We start from the raw sequence: 12,492 nt of genomic DNA on the forward strand, positions 1-12,492 counted from the left end.
TATTTTCCTTAAGAGACTTTGCGGAATGCTGAGTGATTTTTATTCATCATCTTAATTTTAGAATAAACATCATCCTCAACTGCCTGTTTTGCGTTCGCCATGACACGCGCCAGATTAGCCTCGTTGTTATTATTTACCCAAGCCTTACCAACAGTAGTAATAAAGGCTTTGCGCAAATCACTCGCAATATTCACTTTGGCTACTTTGTAATTAACAAAGCTGCGAAGAATATCCGCGTCAATACCAGAACCTCCATGAATAACCAAAGGTACCGGACTGACAGACGCGATGCGTTGTAATAGCGGGATATCAATGCGTGGGATATCTTCAAGACCATGTACATTACCAATTGACACTGCCAGCATGTCGCACCCTGTCTCCTCAACAAAGCGCTGAACCTTCTCAGGTTCAGTTTTGCAGTCAGCCTCGCTGACATGATCATCTTCCTTACCCAGAATAGCGCCTAATTCCGCTTCGACGGGAACACCAAATGATTTACAGAAATCGACAGCTTCTCGGGTAAATGCAATATTTTCTTCGAACGGTAGCGCCGCGCCATCAATCATTACTGAGGTAAATCCGGCCCGGACAGCCTGCTTAACATCTTCCAGAGTTTTCCCATGATCCAGATGCAGGCTGACAGGAATATCCATTTTATCGGCATGTCGCTTAACTATTTCATAAATGTAATCGTAACCAGAAAGCTGTGCATTAGTAGGAGCAATTTGAATAAAATTGGGCAATCCGGAACGTTCTATTGCATTAAGAATGGAAATTGTTGTCTCCAGGTTCGTTGTATTAAATGCCCCCGCAAGGACATGTTTTTCCTGAATACAATTGAGCAGGATCCTACCATTGACTAAAGGCATATTAACTCCAGATATTTATGTGAGCAGTGTAAGTAAATTATCGAACTATTGAGTTATCACAGTTATTCACCAATAAGCGCCCCTTCTTGCCGCAGTTTAAATTGGTAAAATGACAGCCATTGCTGCTGATATATTTTCAACTTTGCAGAACGAACCGCGTCAGGAAAATATCGCTCAGCCACAGGAACAGTCGGGGGGACAACATTCGGACAGGCTATCAACAATGCTCCAAGGGAGACGGTTTCATCAAAAGCAATGGCCTCAATTGGACACTGGAGGATGTCAGCCTTCAACTGGAGCCAGTATGGGTTTTTCACCGCAGGGCCAATGACTTTTACTGTCCTGCCCGCCGGGATATTAAAGCACCCGTGACAGTGTGCAAACTCCATCGCCAGGCCGATAAAGACACTCTCAAGCAGAGACTCCGGAGGAAGTGAATCCGTCAGACCAAAAAGCAGGCCACGGGTGTGCCGATTTTTATTTGGCGAACCCGAGCCCCGCAAATGAGGAATAAATACCGGCACATGCTCGACAGACCAGGAAGGTTTGAGGTATTGCTCCATGGCTTTTTCCAGGCCTGTGCTTATTTCCTTATCAGTTAAACGAAAGGTTTTTTTCACCCATTCAAGCGCATAACCGCCGACAGGCAGAGAAGCGAAAAGCGTGAAAAATTCACCATCGGAGTAACAACCATTTGCCAGCTTATCCCTGCGAGCCTGCACATCAAGCGTTGGTTGTGTATTCAGCAGTAAAATACCCTCTGTCGTGCCGGTAGAATTCAGCACATCGCCCGGTTGCAGCTGTAATGCGCGGGCACCGACCATATGATCGTGCCCGGCCAGGGTAACTTTTACCTCATGAGAGAAGCCCAATTCCTCTCTAAGCGTTGCCGTCACCCATCCGGCCACTTCACCTGGCTTTATCAACGGAGCCAGTACACCGAACGGTATGCCGAGAATCCCGGCAGCATTACGAGACCAGGTACGGCGAGCAATGTCCAGACACAACGTTCTACTGGCCAGGGATATTTCCGTCTTTTTCGCACCTGTCATTCGCCACAACAACACTTCTGGTGCATGTAACCAGCAGATATCTTTTCTTTCATGCAAGGAGTAGTTATCAAGCAACCATCTCATTTTAAATGCTGAGTAATTACTGTGAGGTGGCAATCCCGTTATAGAATACAGTTCTTCAGCCTCTGCCTTGCTTAATGACGAGAGATAAGATTCACCACGTCGATCATACCAGGCCAGCATCGGGGTAAGAATGACGCCCTCCTTATCCACAAAGACACCAGACTCACCGAAACTCGCAATACTGATATTTTTTACCGGAAACGGTACTGAAGCCACCAGTTCAGCCATTACCAGTCGCAGTGCCTGCCACAGCGCTTCGATATCGAAATCTACCTCGCCTTTGTCCGACGATATTATTGGCGTCGGAAACTTGCGGACTTCCAGAACTGACACGTCATGACAGGAATAACAGCTGACTTTGCAGTTAGTTGTGCCAATGTCAATGACAAGCGCTGCGTGGTAATCAGGCATAGACCGTTCCTTTTGTCAGGCGAAAAACACCATAAATAATCAGCGCAAGCACAGGAATCAGCCCGATAGCAATAATATTTCCGTTGAATATTTCAAGCAGCCAGAAACGGAAGGGGTTACCGCCATCAAGGAAGCTTGATACCTGACCACTTGACCCCTCAGCCATTTTGAAATTGACATCTTTAGCCATACTGGTAATAAATGGCGCAATTTTGGTCGCAATCCACAAGTCGGCGACAATAACAGGAATTGCGGTTATCACAGCCCGGAAAATATTGCCACGACATGCCAGTACAATCATGGAAGCCATGACTGCCAGGTTCGCAAGGTCTCCGAGTGGCAGGACTTTATTGCCAGGAAGAAGGAATGCAATAAAGACAGAGATGGGTGTCAGAATCAGTGCTGTAGATATAATGGCTGGGTTACCTACTGCTACCGCGATATCCAATCCGATAAAGAGATCATCACGGCCAGGATATTTGGCATTCAAATATTTCTTAATGGCTTCAGACAGAGGTAATAAACCTTCCATCAAAATTCGTACCATACGCGGAAGAATGAACATGACACCGCCAATGCTGATCCCCAGCAATAGGATATGTTTAAAGTCATACCCGGCAATGATGCCCAACAAGACCCCCAGAATAGTACCCACCATCATAGGCTCACCGAAGATTCCCATTTTTTTCTGAACGTTTTCCGGATCAATATGAATACGGTTAACGCCAGGGATTTTGTCGATAATTTTGTCGAACAGCAATCCAATCGGAAAGAAGACGACAGATGACAGGGTCGGAAGTGAAATACCTTCCAGACCGAAGTACTTTGCCACTAATGGCGCAGACCAGTCCGCCAGTTTGAGAACCACGATCGCGGCAATAGCGGCTGCGGACAGACCCAAAACAAAACTCCCTGTGCTGTAGTAAACCAGCGTTCCAGCCAGGGCAAAGTGCCAGTAGTTCCACATGTCGACATCAACAGTACGTGTCTTATTCAGGGCCAGCATGGCGACATTAATCAGCATCGTCAGAGGAATGACAAAGGGTGCGATTGGTGAGCCCCAGGTAATTGCGGCCAACGGTGGCCAGCCTAAATCGACCACAGGCAGACTAATACCAGTTCGCTCAACCATTGCCTGTGCAGCCGGGCCTACATTGCTGGTAAGTATGTCAAAGATGGCATAAATTCCGACAAACCCTATTCCGACAATTAATGATGAGCGAAGTGCTTTAGCGGGTTTTACTTTGAAGAACAATGCCAGGAAAAAAAGGACCAGCGGCAATAAAACCGTTGGGCCAAATCCCAGGACATATTGCACAACGGTATAGAGAGTATGTGCTATATCATTCATATCCGACCTCTTATTCAGATGTGACCAGACCTCGCGTTAGCGCCTGGATAATTTATCTGTTTTTTTATTTATGAAATCAGGCTTGGCCTTTAAGGATTGAAACTATTTTTTCAAGAACTTTATCTTCACCTACTCCGGTAATGATTGGCAGGCCACTAACAACCGGAATATCCAGTTCATAAGGAACTTTCGTTGTTGATACAACCAAAGCTGCACCATCGGTATTGTTTGGCAATGAGGCTACATTAGTTTGTGAATAATTAACATCAAGTCCATTGTCTTTACAATATTCCATTACTTTTTCTGCCACAGCCGTGGAAGTAGCAACACCCGTTGCGCAAACAAATAGTATCATTTTACTCATACTTCACCTCTTTCAGATATGCGTGTGTAAATTGACTGATAAATTTCATCATCATTCATGACCAGTAACTGCTGCATAAAATCCTCATCCTGGATCGCATCCATAATCCAACCCAGTACGTTGAGCTGCTTATTGCTTTCACCTAAAGCAAGCATAAACACCACCCTGACAGGTACGGGATCTGGTTCCCCGCCCATATCTTCGAAATTGACGGGTTCTGCCAGTATTCCAACGCTAATGGCGTTTTGGCGAACATACTTGTGATCGGTATGTGGAATAGCGACACCTACAGGCTCAACCGGTAGACCCGTTGGAAAATTCTGTTCTCGCGTAATGACGTGATCGGCAAAATCAGATACAACCATACCATCGTTAATTAACGGACTGGCAAGAGCCTTGATTATGTCATTCTGACTCACCTCTTTAGGAAGGTGGCGAACATAATGACGGCGAAAATGAATATCCTGCATAGATTCCTCTTTGCTAGTTAGGCATCCAGGCGCTGTAAAATAGTGCCAAGATAATATTTATTACCTTTTAACCAGACGTTACCAAAATCAATGGCCAATCCTCTAGAGAAAAATACCAACTGTTCCAAATGCAAAACAGGTGCGTCTTCACCAATATCAAGATAATGGCCTCGCTCATTACCAATTAATTTAGCTGCGTAACGGCTTTCAGAAAAACTTATTTTCTTATCGGATAATCTTTCTATTGCTGAAAATAAATTCTCCCTGGTAAAATCTACATCAATAATACCGGGGCAGAGATCAATGTTGATACGATTTTCAATCAACATGACTTTTTCATCGCCAATACAACGAAGGCGTTTAAGAAATAAAACATCTTGTCCCGGTTTGATACTCAGTTTCTCTGCTACAAAGCGGTTAGCGGGTTCCAGTCGGGAGGTTATGACGCTGGTTGTGAAGTTTATCTTCTGGCTGGCTAAGGCTTCAGCAAAGGAGAGCAAACCTTCACCCAGTGGGTAAGCAACATTTTCCTTCTTTACGAAAGTTCCTTTACCCTGCACTTGCACAAGAACACCTTCCCGGACAAGTTGGTCAACCGCTTTTTTAACGGTACCGCGACTCACCTCCAGCATATCCATGATTTGAAACTCTGAAGGTATCCGGTCATCCTCAACTAATTCTCCGCTATAAATACTTTCCCTTATCCACTCCACAACCTGTTGATACAGTGGGATGTGTGAACTTTTACTCAATGTTTTCATGGGGCGCGCCTAAACATTTAGAGTTGTCTATAGACAATCATGTACAACTTCGAGTTTATGATAAGAAATTTTGAGACAGGAGGTATGGCAAGGAGTCACAGTTTTAGTGTTCAAAACAAGATCACATTTCCGTGATATATGTCACGGAAATGATGAGCTATAAGTCTCTGATGTTTTGGCGTCGTTAGCGGTTATTCGGTGCGTTACTTCTGTGGTTCACCCTTAGCAAATACGATGGCGGCTACGCTTTATTTGGCTAACGATGAATCGCGTCTCCAGGCCGTTAATCGTGGCTCGCCGCCCTTGCCAGCCTCATTCATCTCGTCTTTTGTTAACGAGATAGTGAAGAGTATCAATGCAGCCAGTGGACACCCTCTTCCGGCTGAAAAAAGGCGTTATAGCGCAGTTGAAACGCGTTGATCTCCTGCATATCGGGTTCCATTTCGCGCAAAAAGCCCAGCGCCAGCCGTACCTGCGTATCGGTGATCGGCGCAGCTAAACGCGCTTTTTGCAGCAACCGATGCCACCGCTGCAAATTCTGATCGCCGCCATCGACAATCACCATTTGCCAGATCAGTAACACCTGAGCGGCATTTTGCAAATGCGACTCATCAGGGCGATGCAGATACTGTAAAAACTCACCGCCCGCCGTTTTACCCATCTGATCAATCATCGATTCTATCGGCACTACATCAATATTCAGACGTTCGCTCAGGCGGCGAATCGCCCGGCGAGTATCCGATGTCAGCACCCGAAAACCCACAATAAACACCACCACAAACGTGGCCAGAATCAACCAAATCATGCGCACATCCGTCACCAAACAGGAGGCCCATCATAACGGTAAATTTATAACTGTCGACGTTCTGGCCTGTCAGGATGTGATTTATTAACGCCTGTCTTCATTTACGCAAGACGCCGGATATCCTGTCTGACGAACGCAAGGCATAAAAAAGCCCGGCGTTAAGCCGGGCAAAACGTTACCAAATGCACACATTTAAGCGATATTGACTTGCTGAATTTTTTTCTCACGGCGGATTTTGCGCTCTTCCATCACGGCGACCATCGCCATCAGGCAGATACAGCCGATCGCGGCGGCGTCCAGCGCGGCGAAGGTGCCCGCCCAGCCGGTCAGACCAAAAACGGGGGTGCCGTCGGCAATCATGCCCAGACCCAGCTTGGCAAAGCTATCGCCGATAAGATAAGCAAAGGTTCCCTTGATACCGTCCGCAGCGCCGATAGCTTTTTTCGGTACGAAACCGACTGCCGCCACGCCAATTAACAGCTGCGGCCCAAACACCAGGAAACCGAGCGCGAACAGCGAGGCCAGATAGACATACTGGTTGCTGGCGTGCTGGTAGACGCCGAGGGTGGCGATGATTAACGCCAGCGCCACACAGGCTACCAGCGCACGACGACCGTTCGCCAGGTCAGAGAGCCAGCCCCACAGCAACGTGCCGACCAGCGCGCCCACTTCGAACAGGGTAAAGCCCTGAATCGCCACCTCTTTAGAAAGTTTCAGTTCCTGGAAGGCGTAGACGGTTGACCACTGGTCGATACCAATACGCACCACATACAGGAAGATATTGGAGAAGCACAGCAGCCAGATCACTTTGTTTTTCAATACATATTCAACAAAGATCTGCCACTTGGTCATTTCGTTTTCTTCAGTCTCTTTATCCTCTTCGCTGATCTCTTCGCCGAACAGTTCTTCAGCTTTACCCAGACCGTAAGACTCCGGGGAGTCGCTGCCAAAACGCAGACCGATAAAGCCAACAATCAGCGCGATAATCGACGGGAAGATAAACATGCCGATGACGTGACCGTCGAACAGGTAGTTGGCGCCGAACAGCGCCACGCCTGCCGCGCCCGCGCCGCCGAGGTTGTGGGAGATATTCCAGAAGCCGAGAAAGGTGCCGCGTTTACGACGCGGAGTCCATTTGGTGATGGTCGAGTAGCTGCACGATCCGCCGGTACTCTGGAAGAAACCGCTCAGGGCATAGAAAGCGATCATCAGAAACAGACTGGTTGACCCCGCGCCCATACTGGCGCTGAAGCCGAGCATACAGATAGCGGAGAGGATCAACATAAACGGTAGAAACTGCTTGGTATTTTTACCGTCAGCGTAGTAGGAAACCAGCGTTTTCCCCACGCCGTAGGTGATCGAAAAGCCCAGGCCAATCATCCCCAGCTCGGTCATGCTCAACCCGTAGGTAGAGATCATGTCGTTCTGCGCGATGTTAAAGTTTTTGCGGATCAGGTACATGGTCAGGTAGCCGATAAAAACCACCAGATAGGACTGCATGAACGGCTTGAACCACATTTTACGCCGCACATCGAGCGGCAGATCCAGGGTCGGCTTGCGCACCTGGTTTAAGAAGGCCAGCATGGATTACTCCTGAGCTAATTTTTACACCTGCGAATGGCAGGCATTGTAAAAATCCACAGGAAAAGTGGCCTGCGACAGCGTCCAGGCAAAACCGGGAAAATTTCTTAGTTTTGCCCCATTCAGCGCAAAAAGGTGAGGTGCATCACGCTTCGCTGGTCTCGCGTGGGGCCTGGGCGTTCAGAAATGGCAGCAGCAATAGCGCGGAGATCCCCGCCGCGATGGCGATGACCGCAAAAAAACCGGTCCAGTGCCAGATCTCCAGCACTTTCGCTAACGGCCAGCCGGAAAGCGACGCGCCGAGATAGGCGAACAGGCCGACAAAACCGGTGGCCGCGCCCGCCGCCTCTTTATGCGAGCACTCCGCCGCCGCCATGCCAATGAGCATCTGCGGGCCGAAAACAAAGAAACCGGTGGTGAAGAAACAGGCCGCCTGCATCACGTAACTGGCGAACGGCATCAGCCACAGCGAACCCACAGAGAGCAGAATCCCGGCGGCGAAGATTAAATTCATCGGTCCGCGGTTGCCGTTGAAGAGTTTGTCCGAGCCCCAGCCCGCCACCAGCGCGCCGATAAATCCCCCCAGCTCAAACATCGATACTGCCGTGTTGGCCGTGACCAAATCTACGCCCAGCGTCTCGGACATATACAGGTTGCCCCAGTCATTGATCGCCGCGCGCACCACGTACACTAAGACGTAACACAGCGAAAGCAGCCAGATATAGGGATTCAACAGCACATATTTAGCGAGGATTTCTTTGCGGCTTAGCCCCGCGCCCTCTTGCTGTTGGGCTACCTCCAGCGCATCGTGCCGCCAGTCGCCTACCGGCGGTAAACCAATCGCCTGCGGACGGTCGCGCAGCCGCCAGCAGAGGACCATGCCCACCCCGATGGCAAGCAATCCGGCCACCATCATTCCGACGCGCCAGCCATAATGCAGGGCGACAGCGGCCATAACGAGAGGGATCAGCGCCCCGCCGACATTGTGCGCGGTATTCCATAACGCCCACCAGCCGCCGCGCTCGGTACGCGAGTACCAGGCGGTCAGCAAACGGGCGCAAACCGGCGATCCAAACCCCTGGAAAAAGGCGTTCAACGCCCATAGCAGAGCAAAGGCCCACAGCGAGGTCGAGAAGCCGAACAGAATATTCACTATGCCGGTCGCAATCAGCCCGATACCCATAAAATAGCGAGCGTTAGAGCGATCGCTAACGATGCCGGAGACAAATTTCGACACCCCGTAGGTGATGTAAAACAGCGTCGCCAGCAGGCCGATATCGCTGCGGGTCAGAATGCCGCTGGCAAGGATTTCCGGCGCGGCGGCGTTAAAGCTTTTACGGGTGAAATAGAACAGCGCATAACCCAACCAAATGGTGATCAGGATGTGCCGCCGCCAGTAGCGATAGCGGGCGTCAACCTCGTGCTTATCGGTGATGAGCGGCGCGTTGGCCGGGGCTTTTAAAAACGAAAGCATTATCCTTCCTTAAACGTAACGCTGGGGCAACGAGACGCTCACCCGCGTACCGTGGGTACAAGAGATGGTTAGCGTCCCGCCGAGCGCCGACACGCGTTCGCGCATTCCGGTCAGGCCGAAGCCCTGCTGCTGAGAGCCCGGCGGCAGGCCGCTGCCGTCATCCTCAATCACCAACATCAGCCGCTCATCCTGCTGCCAGCCCTGGAGCGTCACCGCGCTGGCATTGGCATGTTTTACGATGTTATTCAGCCCTTCCTGACAGACGCGAAACAGCGTCACGCGCTGACTTTCACTCAACGCCGTTTCGTCAATTCGCCAGTCGAGGTGACTGACAATACCGCGGCTTTCCAGCTCCATTTCGCGCAGCAGCGAACGGATGGCCTGCGCCAGCGTTAAGTCGTCTAGCTGGCGCGGGCGCAAGCGCCCCAGCAGGCGACGCACGGCGTCATACACGCCCAGCGAAAGCTGCTCGATAAGTTGCCCGCTCTGCTTCACGCCGCCGTTATCCGCCGCCAGTCGTTGCACAATGCCCGCCTGGGTTCGAATCGCGGTGATGGTCTGCCCGATGTCATCGTGAAGCTCACGCGCAACATCGCGCCGCACGCTCTCTTCGGTCTCCAGAAGACGCTCCGCCAGCCGATGGTTGCGCGCCAGCTCCTTTTGCAACGACTGGTTCAGCTCGCGCAGACGCTGAATGCCCGCGCCAAGCAGTAGCCCGGTCAGGCTTTGCGCCAACAGCGAAAGTAATAAATCGACGGGATGATCGTGCCAGGTCTGGCTGGCGATCAGCGCGATAGCGTTCATCAGTGTGGCAATGAGCGCGCCCTGCCAGCCATAATGCCAGGCGAGCGCGATAATCGGCAACGCCAGGCAGAACGGCGTAAAGCGCGAAAGTTCAGCAGGTAACCCCAGTTGCAGCCACAGACTGACGATAAACAGCAGCAGATACCAGATCAGATGCCGCCCGCGCCAGTTTACCGGCTGCGATACCAGCGATGGTCCCAGCGGCAGCCAGGTAGTGCTGGTGAGATAGTGCCAGAAAACCAGGCAGATGGGGGCCAGCGTCAGACCACCCGTGAGGGTCAGCAGTAGCGCGTTCCATGCCGCTTCCCCCTGCCCCAGCCAGGGCAGGGATTGCAGTAGCGCCGCGGCGGTGAGGGCCGCGCCCTGAAGCAATAACGTGCGCCAGTCGCGCTGATGGCGGTAACGCGAAGTCAGCGCCACGGGCAGTAGCGTCAACACACTACCGATCATCAAAAGCGGCAGATGGGCCAGTGCAACTTCCTGCGCCAACCAGTACACCAGCAGCCACTCCGCGCCCAGCAATACTGGCCAGTAGCCGCGCGGGCATTGCAGCATAAGTCCCAGGCGCAGGCCGAAGGGAAAGAGCAGCGCCGCCAGCTCCGGGCGTTCTACCAGATGCAGGCTGATGCTCCACAGGCAGAACCACGCGGCGGAGAAAATAAAAAAGCAGGCAGCAACGGTGATTAAACGGGAAAAAAAGGTGTTCATTACCAACCGTCAAACATGCGATGCGCCAGTTCAACGTCATTGCTGACGCCTAATTTTTCCAGCAGATTCGCGCGATGGACATGCACCGTTTTTGGCGACAGCCCCAGCTCGGCGGCAATCTCTTTTACCGCCATACCCTGGGCGAGTTTTTCCGCCACCTGACGCTCGCGTTTGGTCAGCGGATCTTGCCGACCCGCCGCCAGTTTCACGGCAATATCGGGGGTCAAATAGCAGCCGCCCGTCGCCACCGTATGCACCGCGGCGATCAGTTCATCCGGACTACAGCGTTTAGAGAGAAAACCGCGCGCACCGGCGTTCAACGCCTGTTCCACCAGCGCCGGGCTATCGTGAACCGAGAGCATGATCGTCGCCATCCCTTTTGGCAGTTGGCTTAGCAGCTCCAGTCCGGAAATATCCGGCATTGAGATATCGCAGATACACACCTGTACGCCGCGCCCCGGCAAGCCTGCCAACGCTTCGCGCCCGGAACCAAATTCGGCGACCACCTGCAAATCGGGTTCCAGCCCCAGTAGCTGTGCAAAGCCGGAGCGGACGATAAGGTGGTCGTCGATAAGGGCAACGGTAATCATGGGTTCATCCTGGCGCTAAGGCATGCCTGATGGCGCTGCGCTTATCAGGCCTACGGGCAGGTGCCGTTGTAGGCCGGATAAGGCATTAATGCCGCCATCCGGCAAAAGCACTTACCTTAACGATAAGTGCCTGGGTGTTCAAGCCTTGAGCGGTCAGACAATGCCTGTCGTGACGGTGAACGTCCGGGTTTGCTGCGGTTCCAGTTGAAGCAAGGTTCCATTTCGCTGCGCCGCGAGAAAACCTTCAGGCCGACAGGTCGCGGGCAGGGCAAAGGCGGCAACCTGCTGATCGCCGTTATAAAGAATCCAGCGGGTCACGTAATTCAGCTCCGCGCTGGCGAAACGTGTCACGAACGTGGTGCCATCCGGGGCGATCATACTGAATTCCGGGGTATCCGTGTATCTGTCCAGTTCATCGGCGAAGAACACGATTTCCGGGTCGTAAAAACCAGGCTCGTTGAGCGTTGCCAGCGAGGCTTCACCCTGCAAAAGCCGTTGATTAAACGCCAGCCACTGCGCTGTGGGTTTGACATGCGCCGGCACCGACTCGCGTAGCTTCAGCGCGGTATCCGGGATATTCTGGCGGAACGTGGCGTTCGGCACATAGGTATAGTTCATGTGGCACATGTACTGTAGCGGCATGGCGACTGAAGCCAGGTTAGTCACGGTCATCTGAATATCAAACAGCGCGCTTGCTTTACGCATTACCACCGCAGGTTGCGCCTGATAATGATGACCGAACCCCATCACATACTCGTAGCGCCCGGTCACGCGCAGACTGTCGCCCTCTAACTCCAGCCAGGCGTCGTCCATAGCAGCGCAGGGCATCTCGCCGTGCAGCGGATGTATATCTTCCGGCGACGGGCAGCCATTCGCCAATAGTCCGGAATGGAAAGCAAAGCAACCATACGTTGCCACCACTTCCGCAGCCGGCTTCGGCTGGCGGAACATGTTGCGCATAGTCAGATCATGACCGTCAAACTGCGCGTCCCAAATCATCTGCCCCATCCAGGGCAGAATCACCAGATGACCGCGGCTGTTTTGTATTTTCAATCCTTCCACGCCGCTGGCGTAACGAAACGCCGTAACCGTAAAATCGTCATTTTCCAGCAAGATACGCGGCTGCTCGTTAAAAAGCTCCCGCCATAATGTAATACGTGTTGTCATG

The 12,492-nt window shown here is 51.7% G+C and carries 12 protein-coding genes; all 12 read right to left on the reverse strand.

The genetic code is table 11. The features are described from left to right. Positions 1–8 precede the first annotated feature (8 nt). On the reverse strand, positions 9–869 hold the full coding sequence (locus NA624_RS09945; RefSeq protein WP_001131798.1) for a class II aldolase: 861 nt from the start codon (positions 867–869) through the stop codon (positions 9–11). A 62-nt stretch (positions 870–931) separates the two neighbouring features. Further along, positions 932–2,416: an FGGY-family carbohydrate kinase gene (locus NA624_RS09950; RefSeq protein ID WP_001113551.1), complete on the reverse strand. Its 1,485-nt coding sequence runs from the start codon at positions 2,414–2,416 to the stop codon at positions 932–934. Next, complete coding sequence (locus NA624_RS09955; protein ID WP_000997827.1) at positions 2,409–3,767, reverse strand: PTS galactitol transporter subunit IIC; 1,359 nt, start codon at positions 3,765–3,767, stop codon at positions 2,409–2,411. The genes NA624_RS09950 and NA624_RS09955 overlap by 8 nt, the downstream gene beginning before the upstream one ends. Before the next feature lie 76 nt (positions 3,768–3,843). Beyond that, entirely contained in the window at positions 3,844–4,131 is a 288-nt protein-coding gene (locus tag NA624_RS09960; protein ID WP_000041396.1) for a PTS sugar transporter subunit IIB, read from the reverse strand. Further along, positions 4,128–4,601 (reverse strand): PTS sugar transporter subunit IIA, encoded by a 474-nt coding sequence (locus tag NA624_RS09965; protein WP_001152232.1) that lies wholly within the window; start codon positions 4,599–4,601, stop codon positions 4,128–4,130. Before NA624_RS09965 ends, NA624_RS09960 begins: the two co-directional genes overlap by 4 nt. Before the next feature lie 17 nt (positions 4,602–4,618). Beyond that, positions 4,619–5,362 carry a GntR family transcriptional regulator gene (locus NA624_RS09970; RefSeq protein WP_000854956.1) on the reverse strand — a complete coding sequence of 248 codons (744 nt, stop codon included), beginning with the start codon at positions 5,360–5,362 and terminating at the stop codon, positions 4,619–4,621. 352 nt (positions 5,363–5,714) lie between these two features. After that, positions 5,715–6,167 (reverse strand): DUF1198 domain-containing protein, encoded by a 453-nt coding sequence (locus NA624_RS09975; protein ID WP_001519640.1) that lies wholly within the window; start codon positions 6,165–6,167, stop codon positions 5,715–5,717. A 192-nt stretch (positions 6,168–6,359) separates the two neighbouring features. Continuing rightward, complete coding sequence (gene uhpT / locus NA624_RS09980; RefSeq protein ID WP_000879181.1) at positions 6,360–7,751, reverse strand: hexose-6-phosphate:phosphate antiporter; 1,392 nt, start codon at positions 7,749–7,751, stop codon at positions 6,360–6,362. Positions 7,752–7,893: 142 nt separating this feature from the next. Next, a complete protein-coding gene (locus NA624_RS09985) occupies positions 7,894–9,222 on the reverse strand; it encodes an MFS transporter (RefSeq protein WP_000948165.1) in 1,329 nt (442 codons plus the stop codon). A gap of 9 nt (positions 9,223–9,231) precedes the next feature. Continuing rightward, positions 9,232–10,734 carry a signal transduction histidine-protein kinase/phosphatase UhpB gene (gene uhpB / locus NA624_RS09990; protein ID WP_001091248.1) on the reverse strand — a complete coding sequence of 501 codons (1,503 nt, stop codon included), beginning with the start codon at positions 10,732–10,734 and terminating at the stop codon, positions 9,232–9,234. Next, the gene (uhpA, locus tag NA624_RS09995) at positions 10,734–11,324 is read right to left on the reverse strand and encodes a transcriptional regulator UhpA (protein WP_000633672.1); all 591 of its coding nucleotides are present in this window, start codon (positions 11,322–11,324) and stop codon (positions 10,734–10,736) included. The genes uhpB and uhpA overlap by 1 nt, the downstream gene beginning before the upstream one ends. Positions 11,325–11,477: 153 nt before the next feature. Continuing rightward, entirely contained in the window at positions 11,478–12,491 is a 1,014-nt protein-coding gene (locus NA624_RS10000; RefSeq protein WP_000213188.1) for an aldose 1-epimerase family protein, read from the reverse strand. Position 12,492 lies beyond the last annotated feature (1 nt).

Origin of the sequence: Salmonella sp. NW38 (genome assembly GCF_051807745.1) — a bacterium.
GTDB classification, from domain to species: domain Bacteria; phylum Pseudomonadota; class Gammaproteobacteria; order Enterobacterales; family Enterobacteriaceae; genus Salmonella; species Salmonella enterica.

Coding starts and splice junctions, on each gene's coding strand:
- NA624_RS09960 (WP_000041396.1), bottom strand. CDS start 4,131: ATGAGTAAAATGATACTATTTGTTTGCGCAACGGGTGTTGCTACTTCC.
- NA624_RS09950 (WP_001113551.1), bottom strand. CDS start 2,416: ATGCCTGATTACCACGCAGCGCTTGTCATTGACATTGGCACAACTAAC.
- NA624_RS09945 (WP_001131798.1), bottom strand. CDS start 869: ATGCCTTTAGTCAATGGTAGGATCCTGCTCAATTGTATTCAGGAAAAA.
- NA624_RS09965 (WP_001152232.1), bottom strand. CDS start 4,601: ATGCAGGATATTCATTTTCGCCGTCATTATGTTCGCCACCTTCCTAAA.
- NA624_RS09955 (WP_000997827.1), bottom strand. CDS start 3,767: ATGAATGATATAGCACATACTCTCTATACCGTTGTGCAATATGTCCTG.
- NA624_RS10000 (WP_000213188.1), bottom strand. CDS start 12,491: ATGACAACACGTATTACATTATGGCGGGAGCTTTTTAACGAGCAGCCG.
- uhpB (WP_001091248.1), bottom strand. CDS start 10,734: ATGAACACCTTTTTTTCCCGTTTAATCACCGTTGCTGCCTGCTTTTTT.
- NA624_RS09970 (WP_000854956.1), bottom strand. CDS start 5,362: ATGAAAACATTGAGTAAAAGTTCACACATCCCACTGTATCAACAGGTT.
- NA624_RS09985 (WP_000948165.1), bottom strand. CDS start 9,222: ATGCTTTCGTTTTTAAAAGCCCCGGCCAACGCGCCGCTCATCACCGAT.
- uhpT (WP_000879181.1), bottom strand. CDS start 7,751: ATGCTGGCCTTCTTAAACCAGGTGCGCAAGCCGACCCTGGATCTGCCG.
- NA624_RS09975 (WP_001519640.1), bottom strand. CDS start 6,167: ATGATTTGGTTGATTCTGGCCACGTTTGTGGTGGTGTTTATTGTGGGT.
- uhpA (WP_000633672.1), bottom strand. CDS start 11,324: ATGATTACCGTTGCCCTTATCGACGACCACCTTATCGTCCGCTCCGGC.